General features: G+C 68.0%; 19 protein-coding genes and 1 pseudogene. 10 read left to right on the top strand and 10 right to left on the bottom strand.

The features are described from left to right. Positions 1 to 730 precede the first annotated feature (730 nt). Entirely contained in the window at positions 731 to 2,173 is a 1,443-nt protein-coding gene (locus O7629_RS31800) for a glycoside hydrolase family 43 protein (protein WP_278173954.1), read from the top strand. A gap of 92 nt (positions 2,174 to 2,265) precedes the next feature. Here the strand turns inward: O7629_RS31800 and O7629_RS31795 are convergent, their stop codons facing one another. The 4 genes from O7629_RS31795 to O7629_RS31780 all read right to left on the bottom strand — a co-directional run bounded on the left by O7629_RS31795 (position 2,266) and on the right by O7629_RS31780 (position 5,406). Then, positions 2,266 to 2,862 (bottom strand): PIN domain-containing protein, encoded by a 597-nt coding sequence (locus O7629_RS31795; protein ID WP_278173953.1) that lies wholly within the window; start codon positions 2,860 to 2,862, stop codon positions 2,266 to 2,268. Beyond that, entirely contained in the window at positions 2,859 to 3,242 is a 384-nt protein-coding gene (locus tag O7629_RS31790) for a helix-turn-helix domain-containing protein (protein ID WP_278173951.1), read from the bottom strand. The genes O7629_RS31795 and O7629_RS31790 overlap by 4 nt, the downstream gene beginning before the upstream one ends. Before the next feature lie 287 nt (positions 3,243 to 3,529). Beyond that, positions 3,530 to 4,132 carry a hypothetical protein gene (locus O7629_RS31785; protein WP_347403744.1) on the bottom strand — a complete coding sequence of 201 codons (603 nt, stop codon included), beginning with the start codon at positions 4,130 to 4,132 and terminating at the stop codon, positions 3,530 to 3,532. 104 nt (positions 4,133 to 4,236) lie between these two features. Next, positions 4,237 to 5,406, bottom strand: coding sequence for a hypothetical protein (locus tag O7629_RS31780; RefSeq protein ID WP_278173950.1), 1,170 nt, complete (start codon positions 5,404 to 5,406; stop codon positions 4,237 to 4,239). Positions 5,407 to 5,578: 172 nt separating this feature from the next. Between O7629_RS31780 and O7629_RS31775 the strand changes: the two are divergent. Continuing rightward, a pseudogene (locus tag O7629_RS31775) lies at positions 5,579 to 6,783 on the top strand (IS4 family transposase). 327 nt (positions 6,784 to 7,110) lie between these two features. Here the strand turns inward: O7629_RS31775 and O7629_RS31770 are convergent. Then, positions 7,111 to 7,860 (bottom strand): NADPH-dependent F420 reductase, encoded by a 750-nt coding sequence (locus O7629_RS31770; RefSeq protein ID WP_278173949.1) that lies wholly within the window; start codon positions 7,858 to 7,860, stop codon positions 7,111 to 7,113. 95 nt (positions 7,861 to 7,955) lie between these two features. On the opposite strand from O7629_RS31770, the gene O7629_RS31765 reads away from it, so the two are divergent. Continuing rightward, the gene (locus O7629_RS31765) at positions 7,956 to 8,414 is read left to right on the top strand and encodes a MerR family transcriptional regulator (protein WP_347403707.1); all 459 of its coding nucleotides are present in this window, start codon (positions 7,956 to 7,958) and stop codon (positions 8,412 to 8,414) included. 103 nt (positions 8,415 to 8,517) lie between these two features. Here the strand turns inward: O7629_RS31765 and O7629_RS31760 are convergent, their stop codons facing one another. After that, the gene (locus O7629_RS31760; protein ID WP_278173947.1) at positions 8,518 to 8,988 is read right to left on the bottom strand and encodes a MarR family transcriptional regulator; all 471 of its coding nucleotides are present in this window, start codon (positions 8,986 to 8,988) and stop codon (positions 8,518 to 8,520) included. 61 nt (positions 8,989 to 9,049) lie between these two features. Here O7629_RS31760 and O7629_RS31755 point away from each other — a divergent pair, with 61 nt between their 5' ends. From O7629_RS31755 to O7629_RS31740, 4 genes are all read left to right on the top strand, one after another. Further along, positions 9,050 to 9,418 (top strand): VOC family protein, encoded by a 369-nt coding sequence (locus tag O7629_RS31755; protein WP_278173945.1) that lies wholly within the window; start codon positions 9,050 to 9,052, stop codon positions 9,416 to 9,418. A 152-nt stretch (positions 9,419 to 9,570) separates the two neighbouring features. Next, positions 9,571 to 9,846: a hypothetical protein gene (locus O7629_RS31750; RefSeq protein WP_278173944.1), complete on the top strand. Its 276-nt coding sequence runs from the start codon at positions 9,571 to 9,573 to the stop codon at positions 9,844 to 9,846. Then, complete coding sequence (locus O7629_RS31745; protein WP_278173943.1) at positions 9,843 to 10,130, top strand: ribbon-helix-helix protein, CopG family; 288 nt, start codon at positions 9,843 to 9,845, stop codon at positions 10,128 to 10,130. Before O7629_RS31750 ends, O7629_RS31745 begins: the two co-directional genes overlap by 4 nt. A gap of 155 nt (positions 10,131 to 10,285) precedes the next feature. After that, positions 10,286 to 11,722: a gamma-aminobutyraldehyde dehydrogenase gene (locus O7629_RS31740; protein ID WP_278173941.1), complete on the top strand. Its 1,437-nt coding sequence runs from the start codon at positions 10,286 to 10,288 to the stop codon at positions 11,720 to 11,722. Here the strand turns inward: O7629_RS31740 and O7629_RS31735 are convergent. Genes O7629_RS31735 through O7629_RS31720 form a run of 4 tightly spaced genes read right to left on the bottom strand, consistent with a single transcriptional unit; the run spans position 11,700 to position 15,881 of the window. Then, on the bottom strand, positions 11,700 to 12,539 hold the full coding sequence (locus tag O7629_RS31735) for an ABC transporter permease (RefSeq protein WP_278173939.1): 840 nt from the start codon (positions 12,537 to 12,539) through the stop codon (positions 11,700 to 11,702). The two genes, O7629_RS31740 and O7629_RS31735, sit on opposite strands and share 23 nt — an antisense overlap. After that, the gene (locus O7629_RS31730) at positions 12,536 to 13,441 is read right to left on the bottom strand and encodes an ABC transporter permease (RefSeq protein ID WP_278173938.1); all 906 of its coding nucleotides are present in this window, start codon (positions 13,439 to 13,441) and stop codon (positions 12,536 to 12,538) included. The genes O7629_RS31735 and O7629_RS31730 overlap by 4 nt, the downstream gene beginning before the upstream one ends. Beyond that, positions 13,438 to 14,631, bottom strand: a complete 1,194-nt coding sequence (locus tag O7629_RS31725) for an ABC transporter ATP-binding protein (RefSeq protein WP_278173937.1) — start codon at positions 14,629 to 14,631, stop codon at positions 13,438 to 13,440. Before O7629_RS31725 ends, O7629_RS31730 begins: the two co-directional genes overlap by 4 nt. A gap of 11 nt (positions 14,632 to 14,642) precedes the next feature. After that, positions 14,643 to 15,881 (bottom strand): spermidine/putrescine ABC transporter substrate-binding protein, encoded by a 1,239-nt coding sequence (locus tag O7629_RS31720; RefSeq protein ID WP_278173935.1) that lies wholly within the window; start codon positions 15,879 to 15,881, stop codon positions 14,643 to 14,645. 258 nt (positions 15,882 to 16,139) lie between these two features. On the opposite strand from O7629_RS31720, the gene O7629_RS31715 reads away from it, so the two are divergent. The 3 genes from O7629_RS31715 to O7629_RS31705 all read left to right on the top strand — a co-directional run bounded on the left by O7629_RS31715 (position 16,140) and on the right by O7629_RS31705 (position 18,088). Then, positions 16,140 to 16,622 carry an Lrp/AsnC family transcriptional regulator gene (locus O7629_RS31715; protein ID WP_278173934.1) on the top strand — a complete coding sequence of 161 codons (483 nt, stop codon included), beginning with the start codon at positions 16,140 to 16,142 and terminating at the stop codon, positions 16,620 to 16,622. Between the two features lie 188 nt (positions 16,623 to 16,810). Next, positions 16,811 to 17,020, top strand: coding sequence for a hypothetical protein (locus O7629_RS31710; RefSeq protein ID WP_123605965.1), 210 nt, complete (start codon positions 16,811 to 16,813; stop codon positions 17,018 to 17,020). Positions 17,021 to 17,176: 156 nt separating this feature from the next. Beyond that, positions 17,177 to 18,088, top strand: a complete 912-nt coding sequence (locus O7629_RS31705; protein ID WP_278173933.1) for an SPFH domain-containing protein — start codon at positions 17,177 to 17,179, stop codon at positions 18,086 to 18,088.

Genomic DNA, 18,088 nt, shown 5'->3' with positions numbered 1-18,088 from the left:
CACCCGATGGCCACGCCCACCAGTCGCGTCTACTTGACGTCCCAGCCGCGTTTACCTGACGTCGAGTCCGATCACGAACCCGTCGAGGTCGTAGCCGTTTTGATCAAGCGCATAGTTGCTGCGACCGCCGCCCTGACTGGCCCGAGGCGTGTATACCGGAATGCCGAAGTCACTGTCGTGCCTGTCGTAGGCCTGGAGCGAAACCCGGAAGTCGTTGATGACGGGCCGGCGCTTCTTCCCGTCTACCTACAACAATCGCCTGAGGCAAATACGTGCAAGCGCCTGGAGATGGGGTCCTGAGCTGTACACCAGCAACCTCCGACGCGCGCACTGACGTGGCCGGCGTACAGCTCATGACCCTATCCCGTCAGATCAGCATGCGCGGCCAGCACAGGAACCCGAAATTTCGCCAGGATTTCCGGATCATGATTCCGCCTGGCGCAGATGCGAGACAAGCGCAGCGCTCCTTGGATGCGGCGAGACGGCTCGCACCGCGAGGTCGCAGCCGATCCGGCCACATCGGACGGGCTAGCTCACCACCGGTCGACCGGCCGGGTACTGCCCAGGCGTTGACAGCCGCCACTGGGGCAGTTAACACTATCGATCTCATCCGGTAACTGCAGCGCAACCCGTCGACCGGTGTCGTGTTAGCGCTAACACGACACCCCTGACGATCCGTACCCCCGTCGCGCGACCGACCCGCCTGACCCCCACCCCAGCGGGAGACCCGATGTCACACGTCCTCACCCGGATCGGCGCCGCCTGCCTGCTGTTCGCCTCCTGGTCGGTCGCCGCGCCGAAACCCGCCGCCGCGCTCGACCCGTTCACCGGCTACCTGATGGCCCACTTCACCGGCGAATCCGCCACCGGCGAACAGATCTACCTCGCCCACAGCACCGACGGGCTGCGCTGGACTGACCTCAACAACGGCAGCCCGGTCCTGGTCTCCACCGTCGGCACCCGAGGCGTACGGGATCCGGTCCTGGTCCGATCCCCCGCCGGCGACCGCTACTGGATCATCGCGACGGACCTGCGGATCGCCAGCGGTACGTCCTGGAACGACGCGGCCAACCGGGGCAGCACCTCGATCGTGGTGTGGGAGTCGACCGACCTGGTCAACTGGTCGGCGCCACGACTGCTCAACGTGGCCGGCGGGATCCCCGGAGCCGGCAACGCCTGGGCACCAGAGGCCATTTACAACCCGGCCACTGGGGACTACGTCATCTACTGGGCGACCAACTCCGCCCGCAACGGCGTGACAAAACACCGCATCTGGTACGTACGCACCAGCGATTTCCGTACCGTCAGCGCCCCGCAGCTCTACATCGACCGGGGTACCGGCCAGGGCATCATCGACACCCAGATCATCGAAGTGCCGGGCAGTGTCGGCGGCTACCGCTACTACCGGGCGTCGGCCGACGGCCACATCACCATCGAGGCCAGCAACTCGATCCTCGGCTCGTGGACGACGCTCGGGAACCTCTCGCACCTGGGCATCTCCAACGGCACCGGCGGCGGCAACGTCGTCGAAGGTCCGATGTGGGTGCAGTTCAACGGCCGTAACGAATGGGTGTTGTGGCTCGACCAGTACGCCACCGGCCGGGGCTACCTGCCGATCACCTCGACCAACCTGGGCAGCACCCAGAACTTCCGGACCCGAACCGACTTCAGTATGGGCGGCAACCGCAAACGGCACGGGTCGATCCTCAACCTGACCGCCGCCGAGCAGTCCCGCGTCCTCGGCCGCTGGGGCTCGACCGTGCCGGTCAACCGCATCCAGTCCTACAACTTCCCGGACCGGTACGTTCGGCACGCCGACTTCGACGTCCGGATCGACCCCAACGTCAGTCCCGCCCAGGACGCCCAGTTCCGGCTCGTCCCCGGCCTGGCCGACCGGTCCGGCCACGTGTCGTTCGAGTCGGTCAACTACCCCGGCTACTACCTGCGCCACTACGGGTACGACTTCGTCCTGGCCGCCAACGACGGCAGCGCCGTCTTCGCCGCCGACGCCAGCTTCCGGCGGGTGGCCGGACTGGCCGACTCGTCGTGGACGTCGTTCCAGTCGTACAACTTCCCCGACCGCTACATCCGGCACTACGGCTACCAACTCCGGCTCGATCCGATCACCGACGCCCAGGGCCGCGCCGACGCGACCTTCCGGGTGACCAACTGACCCGTCGGCGCACCGCACCCCGTGCCCTGGCCGGTCGCCCCGTCCGGCAGACCGGCCAGGGCAGCCCGCGTCAGTCAGACCGACGCGGCGCTCTATCCAGCTGCGAGCAGTCGCGAGATCAGGTCAGCGGTCGTCGAGGCACCGGCTCTCCGCAATGCCGTGACGGTCGACTCGTCAGTCGCGCCCTTCAGCGAGTCGACGGCCGTTCGGTGGACGGCGAGCATCTGCGGACCGTACTCGACCACGAGCCGGCTGAGCAGCTGATCCGGAGTGAGCACCGCAAAGCCGAGATGTTCGACAAGGCTCGCCGGAAAATCCTTGGTGTTCGAGGTACAGAGGACAGTTGCCTCAGCGGCGAGAGAGGCGGCCAGAACGTGGCGGTCGTCTTCGTCCGGGAGCGGCACCTCACGCAGCGTATTCCAGTGCTCCTCGTCAGGCTCTACCTCGGCGAAGGGAAAGGCACGGTTCATCGCAGCCACCAGCCGCGCAGCAGCCGTACGGTCGAAGCCCGCCACGTTTTCCATCAGGTGCTCAGTCACCTCGCCAAGGATCTGCCCACTCCAGGAAATCGCGATGATCTCCTGGTCAGCCGCGTAGAGGAGATAGTCACGCAGGACCCGGGAGTAGAGCACGTTCGCATCGGCGAGGACGACCCGGATCAGATCGGCCTCGCCAGCCGCGCCGCTCATCCAGTGAGACCGAGTTCGTTCTGGATGGCAGCCAGTTCGGCTATCGCCTCACGCCGTCGCTCACGCTCTGTGTCAAGAAACGCCCTGATTGAGGAGATGCGGATGCGGTGGTGGGTGCCCACCTTGCGAGACTCCAGCAGACCGCGATCCATCAACTTGCGCACTTGGGGTCGCGACATGGCCAGCAGGACCGCAGCCTCGGTCGGGGTGACTTCGGCGTTCGCCGGCGAGACGATGATCTCCTCGCCGTGCGCCCTGGCGTCGACCAAGCGCGACACCAATTCGGCCGTCTCCCGCGACAGTGCCACGTGCACCTCGCTACCGGGCTCAGCCAAGGCACGGTGGAGAGCCTCTGCATCACGCGTCAGCAGATCTGTCATGACACCCCATCTCTAACTGCTTCATCTGCTCCAACTGCAGCAAGTGTAGCGGCCGACGTCCAGGGCCGCGCCGACGCGACCTTCCGGGTGACCAACTGACCCGTCGGCGCACCGCACCCCGTGCCCTGGCCGGTCGCCCCGTCCGGCAGACCGGCCAGGGCAGGCCCCGTCAGTCAGACCTACATGGCCGTCGCTGGCGGCGCCGCTCATCCATTCATCCGCCGTAAGCTTCACGAAGCACAGGCAGCCGAACCGACATCATGTCAAGACGACAGGATCACGAGACACTAGGCGTTCGACGCACCGATAGAATTCAACAGCTGTTCGAATGAGTCTCCAGACCATCGTGATTCGAGCTGGTCTACGGAGCGAAGTGCGAGGGCGATGTCGCCGCCGTAGGTGGTGATAGTCCGTTTATGGTAGTGCACGAGCCGTCGAACGTCCGTGGGATCGAGTTCCGGATGGAACTGGAGTCCCCAGACACGCCCGCCGAACCGGAATCCCTGTACCGGCGAGTGAGCGTTCGTGGCGACGACCTCTCCGCCGCTATCGGTGATAGTTGATGAATCGATCTCCTCGTAGTGGAACGCGGGAGCGACCAGGCTTCCGTTCTCCTCAAGTGACCACTCGATCTCGGCCAGCCCTACCTCGATCCGCTTGGCTCCCCGAATCCCGCCGGGGCACATGGACTCGACAATCATCTGAGCACCAAGGCAGACACCTAGGACAACAGGACCCCCTTGACGCGCGGCGTCGACCAGTCTGCGAGTGCGCGCCAGACCTCGCGGCATCCAGCCAGACTGGTCACTCACCGATGTGGCGCCGCCCGACAGGACGTGCAGTCGAGCCAGTGGTATCGAGGCGTCAACGCCAGTCAGATCGCGTCGCACCACTCTGCGACCAGTCGCCGCCAACCGCTCCACAAGCCGGTCGCCGTAGTCGAGGTCATCGGTCACCGCACCGTCGGCCGCCCAGACAACAGCATCGAATTCTATCACGAGAATATGTGCTCGAAGAGGCTGAACATGGCCTCTACTGTAGCAATCGCCGACAGGATCGTCAGCGCCGTGACGACGGTCTTCACCCTTCCGACCCGATGCGCCTGCTCCTCGGCCAACCTGCTCTCGATGACCTGGCGGACGGCCGACAGCAAGCTGTCGGCCCGCGACTGGAGCCGGTCGGTGCCCCATGCCTGCAGGATGGCGTCCCGCAGCATGAGGGTGTGGTGATCAAAACTGAAGGTCGGCGTCACCAGGTAGTGGTAGTCGGATCGAAGCCGGTATTCAAGGTTCTCGAGCCACCCTACGTCAGAGGCGAGGGCGCCGTGCCGCAGAGACTCATCAGCGGCCGCGGCGGTGCGTGCCAGGCGTGCGTAGGCCACATCGAGGATGAGGAGCAGTAACGAGAACTTACTCAGACTCGGGCCCGGGTCAGTAGTCGCCAGCAGGTTGAAGGCGTAGCCGGCGTAGAGAAACTGGTTGCGCCAGGGCGAGCGGGAAGTGAGCGGGAGAGGCGAATCGGGGTAGAGCAGTGCTCGCAGCTGGTCGTCCAACGTCGACCGACCAGGCTCCGGATGATCGGTTTCCCCACAGAACGTGAGATTGAAGTACGGCAACGTGCCACCCGTGTCGGTCGCGCCGCACCGGCGCAACATCCGTTCGATCGGCGGTAGCAGTGTCGACCGTAGTGCGTGCCCCAGCTGGTCGCGCCCATCGGGCCCAAAGGCGGCGAGAAGGTCTTTCCGGCATTCGACGGCCCATCCTCCGGCGATACGGAGCGTCACGGCCACTGCCCCGTAGCCGTCGGGGCAGAGAGCTCCAATGGCATCCACACTAGCGATCTTGAGACTATCCGAGTACCTGGCCAGTTCATGTTCCAGCCGACGAGTTACCGCGTCACGCCAGGCGTTCCCGCCAGCGAAGGTCGTCAACAACCCGACGGTCGGCTTCTCGCCGTACGTAAGAGAGCCGTTGAACAACGAAGCGAACGAGACCTCGCTTCGGACGAAGGTCCGGGTGCCGTCGAGATCCTCTCCGGCAGGCAGCACACATGCGGAGCGTGGCACGAGCGGGTCGTCAGTTCGGTAGAACGGGGCCGTGAAGGTCAGATAGGCATCGCCGGTAAGGTCGACGGCACGGCTCCCGGATGGCGCTTCATCACCCATGACCATGATGGTGCACCACCTCGACAAGCCTGCACCAAAGTCTGGATCTTGAAACAATGCCGTTCAGATTAGGCGCGGGTCGGGGCCGGCGTGGTGAGCTGACGTCGATTGTGGAGGCCGGTACGGTGGCTAGCCGTGACGTCATCGGTGGAGCAAACGGCCGCAGGGGCGGTTGACCGACCATATCGGGTTGGGTGTGGTGTCGGCCCGGTTCGGCCGTGACCTGCTGGAAGAGGTCCTCAACCGCACAGGGCGGCGGGAGAAACGCTCGCGGCGGTTACCGGCACACGTGATGGTCCGGTACGTGATCGCGATGGGGCTGTTCTTCACCGAGTCGTACGACGAGGTGATGCGCCGGCTGGTCGGTAACCTGCGCAAACTCGGCTCGTGGGACGACGACTGGCAGGTCCCGACCAGTCCGCGATCACCCAGGCCCGGCAGCGACTCGGACCCGAACCGATGAAAGCGTTGTTCGAACGGGCCGCGGTGCCCCTGGCCACACCGGGCACGAAAGGCGCCTTCATCGGCCGACACCGGCTGATGGCGATCGACGCGACCAGCTTCGACGTGGCCGACACCCCGGACAATCTGCACCGGTTCGGCCGGACGGGCTCAGGACCGAAAGCGTCGGCGTATCCGAAACTGCACGTCGCCGCTGTGGCCGAGTGCGGCAGCCACGCGATCGTTGGCGCGGTCCTCGGCGGATGCCGCACCGGGGAACGCACCCTGGCCGCCGACCTCACCGGCACGGTCGGACCGGGCACGCTGGTGACGGCCGACGCCGGCCTGTACTCCTACGACCTGTTCAACCGGTACGCGGCCACCGGCGCGGACCTCGCCTGGCGCATCGGCGCGTCGGTGTCGGTCGGACACCTGAACTGGCTCACGGACGGCTCCTACCACGCGCTGATATACGCCCCTGGACTGAGCGCCGACCGCCGGGCGAGGCTGGCCGAACAGGCCAGAGCCGGCCACCAGGTTCCCGCCGAACTGGCCCGCCTCGTGCGGGCGGTCGAGTACACCGTCCCGGACCGCAACCCCGACGGCGACCTGATCGTGGTGATCACCACCGTCACCGACCCGCACGACATCGACGCCCTCACCCTGGCCGAGGCGTACCACCAGCGCTGGGAACAGGAATCCGCCCTCGACGAGATCAAGACCGACCTGCGCGGACGCGGTGAGGTCCTGCGGTCAAAGACCCCGGACCTGGTCGAACAACAGATGTGGGGACTGCTGCTGGCCCACTACGCCATCCGCGCTCTCCTGCTGGACGCCGCCGACCCCGCCGGCTACGACCCGGACCGCATGTCGTTCGTCAAAGGCCTCCGCGTCGTGCGCCGCCAGGTCACCGACCAGGCGGCCATCACCCCCTGAGGACCTTTCCGAGGCCCTGACCGACGCGCTCACCGAGATCCGCCACCAACCCAACCCGCCCCGCCGCCACCGGACCTGCCCCCGCGTCGTCAAACGCGCCCGCCACAACTCCTACCGTGTCAAACGCCCGACCGATCGGACCACCCGTCACCCCGCCCCACCCACACCCCACCTCGCCTGCCCAGACACCCCTATCTTAACGGCATTGGTCCTCGATCGACGGCCACGGAACGGTCTACAGCGTCGATCTCGCGTTCTCGAGGGAAGCGAGGGCCATCATCGTCAGCTCTGCAGGAGACGCACATCTTGCTCCTGCGGTCGGACAAGTCAGGCCGACGCCGGGAGCTGGAAGCCTGCCGGTTGGCGCTCGGTCGTGGCGGCCATTTCGGCGACCGTGGCGGCCGGGGTGGGGATCATCGGGGTGGTGGCCAGCCAGGCGTAGATTTCCGGCAGGCTCAGGCCCGGCGGAACCGCTCCGACGAATGCCTCGAAGTACAGCGGAGTGTTGGGGCCGATGCGCCAGCTCTCGGCGAGGCCGCCGACATCGACGGTGTCGAAGCCGAAGTCGTCGATCAGCTCGGTGACCTGCGCTTTGGCGGCGAGGTCGTCGCCGGTGATGGGCAGGGCGGTGCGGTCCGGGGCGTCGGCCGGGCGGGCCAGTTCGCGCAGCAGCCTGCCGTTGACGTCGTGGAACGCCTTGACCACCGAGGAGCTGGACAGGAACCGTTGCACGAGTTCGCTGGAGGTGAGTTCGTCGGCGTCGAGTTCTGGGCGCGCCCAACCCGTCACGGCCGGTGCGTAGTTCATGGTGTCGATCACCGTCCTGCCGGCGAGCGCCTCCTGTGGCAGTTGCTCGTAGTTGGCCAGCGGGATGGTCGCGACCACAAGGTCGCCCGCCTGCGCCGCCCCGGTCGGGGTGGCGGCGCGGGCGAGCGGGCCAAGCTCGGCGACCAGGTCGCCGAGGCTCTCCGGCCCACGCGAGTTGCTGATCACCACGTGCCAACCGGCGCCGACCGCGCTGCGGGCGATGGCGGAGCCGATGTTGCCGCTGCCGATGATGCCGAGCGTTCCTGCCATGTGACGACTCCTCTGCAAGGGGATGAAAGGGCTGCCGTGGCTACGCTAGGAGCTGCCATTGATGTGAGGTCTCGACGATGTGGTGGTGGTCATAGGTGCGCATCGGGGAGCTGGCGGCCCGCACCGGTGCGAGCGTGCGGTCGCTGCGCTACTACGAGGAGCAGGGCCTGCTGACGGCCGACCGGGACTCGGCGGGCCGCCGCCGCTATGCCGAGACGGCCGTCGCCCGGGTGGCGCTGATCCGGCGGGGGTTCTCGGCCAGCCTGTCCAGCCGGGTGATCGCCGATCTGCTGCCGCTGCTCGAGGCCGAGTGCGTACCTCGGTCACGAGCCCTGCTGGACGCCGAGCGGGAGCGGCTGGAGGCGCAGATCGCCGCGATGACCCAGGCCCGGGTCCGCCTCGACGAAGTCATCGCCATCGCCACAGACCCCACCTGGAGTTGCGACGTCCGGACGGCAGCCCGGTCGAGGATCTCGGCGTCCGCACGCGCCGACGGGTCTTGCGCCGCAGCCGCGCCAGCCGAACGTCCTCCTGAGGAGCACTTGACATCCTAATCCCGCCCTGCGGTTGAGGTCGCCGTAGTGCCATCGAAGAACCCGGTTGCGACAGGCCCGGGATGCACCGCCAGCGCGGTCGGACCCTCGGTGGCCGAACCCGCTACGCGCCGCCGTCGCCATCGCGCAGGGAACGGACCATCCGCCGCAGGATCCGCAACGCCTCCGACTGCTCGGCCTCGGTCAACCCGGCCAGCATCCTGACCTCGACCGACCGGACCGCGACGGTCGCCTTTTCGAGACTCTGCCGACCCAGAGGCGTGAGCCGCGTGGGCAGCACCTTCCCGACGGGCGCTTCCGCCGGCCTGGTCACGTAGCCCTCTCGCTCCAGCGTCTGGAGCAGCACGTTCATCGACTGCCGGGTCACGAACGCGCCCCGCGCGAGCTCGGAGTTCGACAGGCCAGGCCGTTGTGCCAGCAACTCCAGGCACGAGTAGCGCGTCACGCTCATCCCGAGTGGTCGCAGCACCTCCTCCATGGCCACTCGGAGCGCGCTCGACGCCTCCTTCAGCAGATAGCCCAGCGATGTCTCCAGGTCGACGCCCTGCCCATTACCCCGCCCGCCTTGACTCATGTCAGCATCCTGACATACATTGCGCGATGTCAGGAACCTGACACGACCGGAGGAGATCATCATGCCCGTCACCGGCCCCGACTTCATCTCGCTGCAGGCACGCGACCTCGACGCCTCGCGGGCGTTCTACGAGCAGTACCTCGGGCTCGTACGCTCGCCGGCCGGGCCTGCGCACGCCGTCGTCTTCGAGACCAAGCCCATCGCGTTCGCGCTCCGCGAGATCGTCCCCGGGACCGACCTCGGATCCGTTGCTCAGCCCGGCATCGGTGCAGCCATCTGGCTCCACGCCACAGACGTACAGGACATTCATGATGCTCTCGTCGCCGACGGTCACACCATCGTCTCCGCGCCGATCGACGGCCCCTTCGGTCGGACCTTCACCTTCGCCGACCCCGACGGCTACCAGGTCACTCTGCACGACCGCGCCTGACGAGCAGGACGCCGCCGGCTCAGCGCCGATGACCGCGCCCTCCGCTGCCCGTAACAGCGCGCGACCCGCTGAGCCCTTACGCGCCGACGCCACTCAGAGCTGCGACAGCGGTGCTGCCGGTGCACGCGTTTTACGCGTTGTACGCTGGTGCCGTGGTTGCGCGAGAGTACGGGTGGACTGAGGCCGGCAAGATCAGCGCGGCACGGCACGGAGTCTCCGAACAGGAGACGGTCGAAGCGCTCTACTCGCCGCAGCGGATCGAGAACCACATCGGGACACTCCTGCTGGCGGTAGCCGGCCTGGCTGGCACAGCACGCGTGATCATGGTGCTGTGCGAGCGGGTGGGGAAGGTCAGCAGCTACGCGATCCTGGCGGCCCGGCCTGCGACGCCGGAGGAGGTCAAGCAGTGGATGGAGGGGACACGATGAGCGCGAGCCGTGATCCGCGGACGATGAGCCGCGAGGAGCTGGTGGCGTATTTCGACCAGGGTGGCGACATCTCGGAGCTGCTACGCGACGCCTCCAGAGGCCCCGACCTTGGTCCTGCGCCGTCACCGGAGAGCGTACCCATGATCGTTACCGGAGTCCGCCTCTCCGCGACGGCCGTGCGGCGGCTGGACGAACTCGCCGGCAACGACAAGGGAGGCCGGTCGGGGCTCATTCGTCAGGCGATCGACGAGTTCCTCGCCCGACACTCCGACGAAGCGGCGTGAGACACGCTGACGAGGCGGCACGGTCCAGCAACGCGTGCACGGAAACAGTTGCCGTACCTCTTGTCTGCTGCGATTTCGGTCGCGAAGATGGCTCCTAGCTGGCGGATACCTCATCCTGCCTGATCCAGGCCGAGTCGACGTGCGGGAGCCGAACGATGACCGACAAGCAGACGGTGCGCAACTTTGTCGACGGCAGCTACGTCGAGCCGGTCGACGGCGGCTACCAGGACCTGGTCGACCCGTGCACCGGTGAGGTGTTCGCCCAATCACCAACGTCCGGCACCGCCGACGTCGACCGGGCCATGTCGGCCGCCGCCACCGCCTTCGACAGCTGGCGGGACACCACCCCGGCGCAGCGGCAGCTGGCCCTGCTCAAGCTGGCCGACGCGGTCGAGGCCCGCGCCGCCGAGCTGGTCGACGCCGAGGTCCGCAACACCGGCAAGCCGCGCCAGCTGACCGCCGACGAGGAGCTGCCGCCCAGCGTCGACCAACTCCGGTTCTTCGCCGGCGCGGCCCGGGTGCTGGAGGGCAAATCCGCCGGCGAATACCTGGCCGGACACACCTCCTACGTACGCCGGGAGCCGATCGGGGTCTGCGCGCAGGTGACGCCCTGGAACTACCCGTTGATGATGGCGGTCTGGAAGATCGCCCCGGCGCTGGCCGCCGGCAACACGGTGGTGCTCAAGCCGTCCGACACCACCCCGCTGTCTACCCTGCTGCTGGCCGAGATCGCCGCCGAGTTCCTGCCGCCGGGCGTGTTCAACGTGGTCTGCGGCGACCGGGACACCGGCCGGGCGTTGGTCGCCCACCCGACGCCGGAGTTCGTGTCGATCACCGGCTCCACCCGGGCCGGCATGGAGGTGGCGGCCGCCGCCGCGCCCGACCTCAAGCGCACCCACCTGGAACTGGGCGGCAAGGCCCCAGTGGTGGTCTTCGACGACGCCGACGTGGCGGCGGCTGCCGAGGCGATCGCCGGTGCCGGCTACTTCAACGCCGGGCAGGACTGCACTGCGGCGACCCGGGTGCTGGCCGGGCCGGGCGTGCACGACGACTTCGTCGCCGCCCTGGCCGAGCAGGCCCGGTCGACGAAGACCGGACTACCGGACGAGCCGGACGTGGCGTACGGGCCGTTGAACAACGCCGACCAGCTTCGCAGGGTGACCGGCTTCGTCGACCGGCTGCCGGACCACGCCCAGCTGCACGCCGGCGGCGTACGGGTCGGCGACCGGGGTTATTTCTACGCCCCGACGGTGGTCGCCGGGGTGCGCCAACCGGACGAGATCATCCAGGACGAGGTGTTCGGGCCGGTGATCACCGTGCAGCGGTTCACCGACGAGGACGAGGCGGTCCGGTGGGCCAACGGCGTCCGGTACGGCCTGTCCGCCTCGGTGTGGACCCGCGACCACGGTCGGGCGATGCGGATGACCCGCCGGCTCGACTTCGGCTGCGTCTGGGTCAACACCCACATTCCGATCGTGGCGGAGATGCCGCACGGCGGGTTCAAGCACTCCGGTCACGGCAAGGACCTGTCCATGTACGGGCTGGAGGACTACACCCGGCTCAAGCACGTCATGCACGCGATCGAGGACTGATCTGGCCTCGGCGACGGCCGACCGTACCGCCGAGCACCACCAGCAGCGCCACCGCGAACATCGCCGTGCCGATCACGTTGACCTGCGGCGGGATGCCACGCTGGGCGGCACCCCAGACGTACATCGGGAAAGTCACCGTGGTGCCGGAGTTGAAGTTCGTGACGATGAAGTCGTCGAACGACAGCGAGAAGGCCAGCAGCGCGGCGGCCACGATGCCGGGCAGCACCAGCGGCAGGGTGACCAGGCGGAACGTCTGCCACTCGGAGGCGTACAGGTCCATCGCCGCCTCCTCCAGGCGGGTGTCCATGCCGGCCAGCCGCGCCTTCACGGTGACCACGACGAAGCTCAGGCAGAACATCACGTGGGCGGTCACCACCGTCCAGAAGCCGAGCGGCACCGCCCCGGCCACGAACAGGGTCAGCAGCGACGAGCCCATCACCAGCTCCGGCGTGGCCATCGGCAGGAAGATCAGCAGGTTGACCGCGGACCGGCCACGGAACCGGTGCCGGACCAGCGCGAACGCCATCAGCGTGCCGAAAATCGTCGCCCCGGCGGTGGCCAGGAACCCGATCTGTACGCTGCGCAGCACCGCGTCGCACATCTCGCTGGTGGCACACGGCTGCCGCCAGTTGTCCAACGTGAACTCGTTGAAATCGTAGGACAGCCGGCTGGACGGCCGGTTGAATGACAACCCGGCGACCACCGCCACCGGCAGCAGCAGGTAGCCGAGCACCAGCAGACCGACGCCGAACACCCAGCGGTCGACCAGCCACCGGGCCAGCCGCGCACCGATCCCCACCGCGCCCGGGCCCGTCACAGCACCTCCTCGGTGCCGGTGCGCCGGACGTAGACCGACACGATGATCAGGATCGCCGCCATCAGCAGGAACGACAGCGCCGCCGCCTGCGGATAGTCCAGCCGCACCAGGAACGCCGAGTCGATCACGTTGCCGATCATGTACTCGTTGGGGGTGCCGAGCAGCCGGGCGTTGATGTAGTCACCGGAGGCCGGGATGAAGGTCAGCAGGGTGCCGGCGACCAGGCCGGGCGCCGACAACGGCAGGGTCACCCGCCAGAAGGCGCGCGCCGGGCTCGCGTAGAGGTCGCTGGCCGCCTCCAACAGCCGGGGATCGAGCCGGTCCAGGCTCGCGTACAGCGGCAGCACCATGAACGGCAGGAAGTTGTACGTCAGCCCGAGCACCACCGCGACCGGGGTGAACAGCAGCCGGCCGTCCGGCGCGAGCAGGTGCAGATCCCGCAGTACGCCGACCAGCCAGCCGTTCTCCGACAGGATCGTCTTCCAGGCCAGGGTGCGGACCAGGAAGCTGGTGAACATCGGGGCGACGACGCAGATCAGCATCAGGTTCTTCCACCGGCCGGCCCGCCGGGCGATCGCGTACGCCAGCGGGTAGCCGAGCAGCACCGCGATCACCGTGGCGATGCCGGCGAATAGGAAGCCGCGACCGAACTGCGTCCAGTACGCCGACAGCGCGTCCGGATAGTTGCCGAACGACCAGGTCATCGCGTACCCGGTGGCCAGCGAGCCGGTCGGGTCGTACAGGCTGGTCGCGCCGAGTTGGATCGCCGGCACCGCAAAGAACAGGGTCAGCCAGGCCCCGCCCGGCAACAGCAGCAGGTACGGCAGCAGCCGGCCGCGCCGCTGCGGCGGGCTCGACCGGCGGCCGGATCCGCCCCCGCCGACGTGGGCCAGGACGCTCATGACGCGGGTACGGCGTCGTCGAGCAGCGGGGCGGTCTGGTCGCCGGCACCTGGCTCGCGGGCCAGCAGGAAGGCGTGCGCCGGCTGCCAGTAGGCGACCACCTCGGCACCGACGGGCAGCAGAGCTTCGTCCCCGCTGTTCGGGCTGAACACGCTCAGCTCGGTGCCCCAGCCGGTGCGCACCTGGTACTGGGTGCTGACCCCGAGGTACGCCAGTTCGGTGACCACGCCGGTGACCGACTGCGCCCCGGCCGGTACGCCGTCGGCGTCCCGGGTCAGGGCGAGCTTTTCCGGGCGTACCCCCAGATGGACCGGACCGTCGACGGACCGGGACCGGGCCGCGGGCACGGTGAACCGCGAGCCGTACGCGGTGACCAGCACGTCGTCGCCGGATCGGCCGGTGGCCTCGCCGGCCAGCAGGTTCGACTGGCCGAGGAAGTTCGCCACGAACGCGGTCGCCGGGAACTCGTACATCTGCGCGGGCGGGCCGAGCTGCTCGATCCGGCCGGCGTTCATCACCGCGACCGTGTCGGCCATCGTCATGGCCTCCTCCTGGTCGTGGGTGACGTGCACGAAGGTGATGCCTACCTCGGTCTGGATGCGTTTCAGCTCGGCCTGCATCTGCCGGCGCAGTTTGAGGTCGAGCGCGCCGAGTGGTTCGTCGAGCAGCAGCACCTGCGGGTGGTTGATCAACGCGCGGGCCAGGGCGACCCGCTGCTGCTGCCCGCCGGAGAGCTGTTGCGGCCGGCGCGGGCCGAAGCCGTCGAGCTGCACCAGCTGCAGCATCCGATCGACCTGCGGGCGCGCGTCGCGGATGCCGCGCCGCCGCAGCCCGAACGCGACGTTGTCGAAGATGTTCAGGTGCGGGAAAAGCGCGTAGCTCTGAAAGACGGTGTTCACCGGCCGGCGGTACGGCCGCAGCCGGGTGATGTCCCGCCCGCCGAGCAGCAGCCGGCCGCTGGTGGGCTGTTCCAGCCCGGCGACCATCCGCAGGGTGGTGGTCTTGCCGCAGCCGGAGGCACCGAGCAGGGCGAAGAACGCGCCCTGCGGGATGGTCAGGTCGAGTCCGTCCACTGCGGTGAACGGGCCGAACCGCTTGGTCAGGTCGGTCAGCTGCAGGTCACCGGCGGGTGGGTCGGCTGGGCGTGGGCCGCCGCCGAGTCGGTCACCGGCGGGTGGGTCGGTCGCCATCGGTTGCCGCCTCAGGCCCCGATGACCTGCTGGAACTTCTGCTCGTACGTGCGTTCCTGCTCCTCGGTCAGCGCCATGAACACGGCGGACCGGGCGAGCAGCGCCTCGTCGGGGAAGATCAGCGGGTTGGCGGCCAGCTCCGGGTCGATCGCGGCCATCGCCTCCTGGGCGCCGGCGACCGGGCAGATGAAGTTGACGTACGCGGCGACCTCGGCGGCGATCGCCGGGTCGTAGTAGTGGTCCATCAGCTTCTCGGCGTTGGTCTTGTGGGCGGCCTGGTTCGGCACCTGCATGTTGTCGGAGAACAGGATCAGCCCGGACTCGGGTGCCTGGAAGACGATGTTGGGATCCTCGGCGGCCAGCTGGATCACGTCGCCGGACCAGCCGATGCAGGCGGCGACGTCGCCCCGGGCCAGGTCGGCGGCGTAGTCGTTGCCGGTGAACCGGCGAATCTGCCCGTCGGCGACCGCCTGGCGCAGCTTCTCCAGAGCGTCGTCGAACTGCGCGTCGGTGAACTCGGCCGGGTCGTGCCCGTTGGACTGCAGCAGCAGCCCCATGGTGTCGCGCATCTCGGTCAAAGCGGTCACCCGGCCCTTGAGGTCGGCCCGGGTGAGCAGCTCGTCGATGGTGCGGACCTCGCCGGTGACGCTGCCGTTGTAGGCGAGCCCGGTCAGCCCGGACTGCCACGGTACGGCGTACGAGTCGTCCGGGTCGAACGGCCGGGCCTTCAGCGACGGCAGCAGGTTGGCCGTGACGTTGGGCAGGTTGGCCTTGTCGAGGGACTGCACCCAGCCGAGCCGGATCATCCGGGCGGCCAGCCAGTCGGTGAGCACCATGATGTCGCGTCCGGTGGGCTGGCAGGCGGACAGCTGGTTCTGCACCTTGCCGAAGAACTCGTTGTTGTCGTTGATGTCCTCGGTGTACGTGACCGTGATGCCAGAGGCCTGCTGGAACGCCTCCAGGGTGGGTCGGCGGCTCTCGTCGTCGGCGTCGACGTCGATGTACTGCGGCCAGTTCGAAAAGTTGATCACCTGTTCGCTGTCGGACAGGTCCTCGCTGACGCAGCTCTCCTCGGTCTGCTGGGCGGCCGGGGTGCCACATGCGGCGAGCGCGCCGCCGGCGAGCAGCAGCCCGCCGGAGGTGGCGGCACCGCGGACCAGGGTGCGCCGGGTGAGGGTACGGCGCATGCCGAAGGCCGAGAGCAGGGCGGCGGCCGGCGCGGACGGTGGGGGGCGGAGGCGACTGCGCATGGACGGCTCCTGGAGTGGTGCCGGTCCGAAGGACCGGAAGGGTGCGGGCCGGCGGGGCCGGCACGGAGGCAAGGCGTAGTTTGTGAACCGATCAGACGCCGATCCTGGCATGCAGATGCGCACTTCACAAGGGATTCCGTTGCGCTGCTCGCCATTGGCCACGAAATACGCCAGACTTGGACTCTTAACGCCGACCCACTCGGCGACGTACCCGCAGTGCGGGACAATGCGCCGATTCTGACAGACGAGGAGACCCGGATGGGGACACGACAGCAGGGCAGCGGCAGCTCCGGTCACGTCCTCCTCGACGACGTGGCGAAACAGATCATCGAACAGTTGCAGGAGGACGGGCGCCGCCCGTACGCGACGATCGGCAAGGCGGTCGGGCTCTCCGAGGCGGCGGTCCGCCAGCGGGTACAGCGGCTGCTCGACGCCGGGGTGATGCAGATCGTCGCGGTCACCGATCCGCTACAGCTCGGCTTCCCCCGCCAGGCGATGATCGGACTGCGTACCGCCGGTGATCTGGAGACGGTCGCCGACCGGCTCGCGGAGCTGGACGAGGTCGACTACGTGGTGATCACCGCCGGGTCGTTCGACCTGCTCACCGAGGTGGTCTGCCGCAACGACGACCACCTGCTGGAGATCCTGCAACGGATGCGTACGGTCGACGGGGTCGTCTCCACCGAGGCGTTCGTCTACCTGAAGCTGCGCAAGCAGACCTACACCTGGGGTACGGCCTGACCCACGTCCGCACCGCCCCACCGGCGAGACCGCGAGTGGGGCACCGATGCGACATATGTCGATTGTTCGCCGGGGTCCACAAGGGTCACCACTCGGTGCTACTTTGAAGCTACCCATGGTGACCAGACGGAGAGGCATCAGCCGTGCGCAATTATCTTCGCAGCGCCTTGGCGGGAACGCTCGTGGCCGTGGCAACCACCATCGCACTCACGGCCACCCCAGCGCAGAGCGCCCCGCCCGACTACCACACCGTCATTTACTACTACTACTCGGACAGCAGCCACGCCACCGAGGTCGGCATCGGGTACCACTTCCACTGCCCAGATGGCAACTACAAGTATCTGACGGGCGAACGTACGGTGTACTTCACCTCGATCACAGTCCCGTACTGCTTCTAACCCGACCAGGACGGCACGTTCTAGCCCGACCAGGACGGCACGGTGCGGCCGCAAGCCGGCCGCGCCGGCAGTCGACACCTCCGGCACGGCCGGACCGGTCGGATTGATTCGCTTCCCTACCCTGACGGCACACGTCGAGGGAAGTGGGGCAAACGGATGCGTCGTCAGCTACGGGTGATCGCGGGTGTCGGTGCGCTGCTGGTGTTGACCGTGACCGGCTGCACCACGGTCAGCACCGAGTCGGACCAGGTGGCGCTGCACTACGACGCGGGCGCCTTCTCCAGCACCACGTACCAGGCCTGCGTCACCCAGAACAACCGCACCTGGGACGGGCCGGGTGAGCGGTACTACGTGTACCCGGCCGGCCAGCGGACGTTCGACTTTACCGGCAACGAGGGCTCCGAGTCCACGCCGTTCGTGGTGGTCTCCAAGGACAACCAGGAACTGACCGTCTCCGGTGGGCTGACCTTCCACCTGGACACCTCGTGTGCCGACGAGGGTGGGATGCTGCGTGAGTTCCACGAGGAGATCGGGCTGAAGTTCCAACCGGTGATGGACGGCGACGGCCGGACCACCAAACACTGGCTGGACCTGCTGCGGTTCTACATCGGGCAGCCGCTGCACAAGGCGATGACCACCGAGGCGCAGAAGTACGACTGGCTGGCGCTCTACAACGACCCGGCCACCCGGGCCGCGTTCGAGACGGCGATCAACGAAGACCTGGGCGCGGCGGTGCAGGCCACCACCGGCGGGCGGGCGTACTTCCTGCAGTTCAACCTGACCCTGCAGAAGCCGACACCGCGTCAGGACCTGGTCGACGGCCTGGCTGCGGTCCAGGTGGCGATCACCGAGCGGCGGGCGATCATCGAGCAGAACGCCACCGTCGAAGAGAAGCTCAAGCAGATCCGTCAGCTCGTCGAGGTGCTCGGCCCGGAGGGCTACATCTTGTACGAGGTGTTCCAGCGCTGCCTGACCGACGAGACCGCCAAGGGCTGTCCGACGTTCCTGCCGGTGCCCGCCGGCGGCAGCGTCGACCTCAACGCCGGCCGCCCGGCAACCACCGACTGA

This window comes from Solwaraspora sp. WMMD792, from assembly GCF_029626105.1.
Lineage (GTDB): Bacteria > Actinomycetota > Actinomycetes > Mycobacteriales > Micromonosporaceae > Micromonospora_E.
Note: the sequence above shows the minus strand (reverse complement) of the source record. Positions and strands in the feature narration are given on the sequence as shown.

Bases quoted from the DNA above. Each gene is read 5' to 3' on its own strand.
- O7629_RS31755 (WP_278173945.1), top strand. From the start codon at position 9,050: ATGCCCGTCACCGGCCCCGACTTCATCTCGCTGCAGGCACGCGACCTC.
- O7629_RS31745 (WP_278173943.1), top strand. From the start codon at position 9,843: ATGAGCGCGAGCCGTGATCCGCGGACGATGAGCCGCGAGGAGCTGGTG.
- O7629_RS31720 (WP_278173935.1), bottom strand. From the start codon at position 15,881: ATGCGCAGTCGCCTCCGCCCCCCACCGTCCGCGCCGGCCGCCGCCCTG.
- O7629_RS31725 (WP_278173937.1), bottom strand. From the start codon at position 14,631: ATGGCGACCGACCCACCCGCCGGTGACCGACTCGGCGGCGGCCCACGC.
- O7629_RS31780 (WP_278173950.1), bottom strand. From the start codon at position 5,406: ATGGGTGATGAAGCGCCATCCGGGAGCCGTGCCGTCGACCTTACCGGC.
- O7629_RS31760 (WP_278173947.1), bottom strand. From the start codon at position 8,988: ATGAGTCAAGGCGGGCGGGGTAATGGGCAGGGCGTCGACCTGGAGACA.
- O7629_RS31715 (WP_278173934.1), top strand. From the start codon at position 16,140: ATGGGGACACGACAGCAGGGCAGCGGCAGCTCCGGTCACGTCCTCCTC.
- O7629_RS31770 (WP_278173949.1), bottom strand. From the start codon at position 7,860: ATGGCAGGAACGCTCGGCATCATCGGCAGCGGCAACATCGGCTCCGCC.
- O7629_RS31795 (WP_278173953.1), bottom strand. From the start codon at position 2,862: ATGAGCGGCGCGGCTGGCGAGGCCGATCTGATCCGGGTCGTCCTCGCC.
- O7629_RS31740 (WP_278173941.1), top strand. From the start codon at position 10,286: ATGACCGACAAGCAGACGGTGCGCAACTTTGTCGACGGCAGCTACGTC.
- O7629_RS31800 (WP_278173954.1), top strand. From the start codon at position 731: ATGTCACACGTCCTCACCCGGATCGGCGCCGCCTGCCTGCTGTTCGCC.
- O7629_RS31790 (WP_278173951.1), bottom strand. From the start codon at position 3,242: ATGACAGATCTGCTGACGCGTGATGCAGAGGCTCTCCACCGTGCCTTG.
- O7629_RS31730 (WP_278173938.1), bottom strand. From the start codon at position 13,441: ATGAGCGTCCTGGCCCACGTCGGCGGGGGCGGATCCGGCCGCCGGTCG.
- O7629_RS31705 (WP_278173933.1), top strand. From the start codon at position 17,177: ATGCGTCGTCAGCTACGGGTGATCGCGGGTGTCGGTGCGCTGCTGGTG.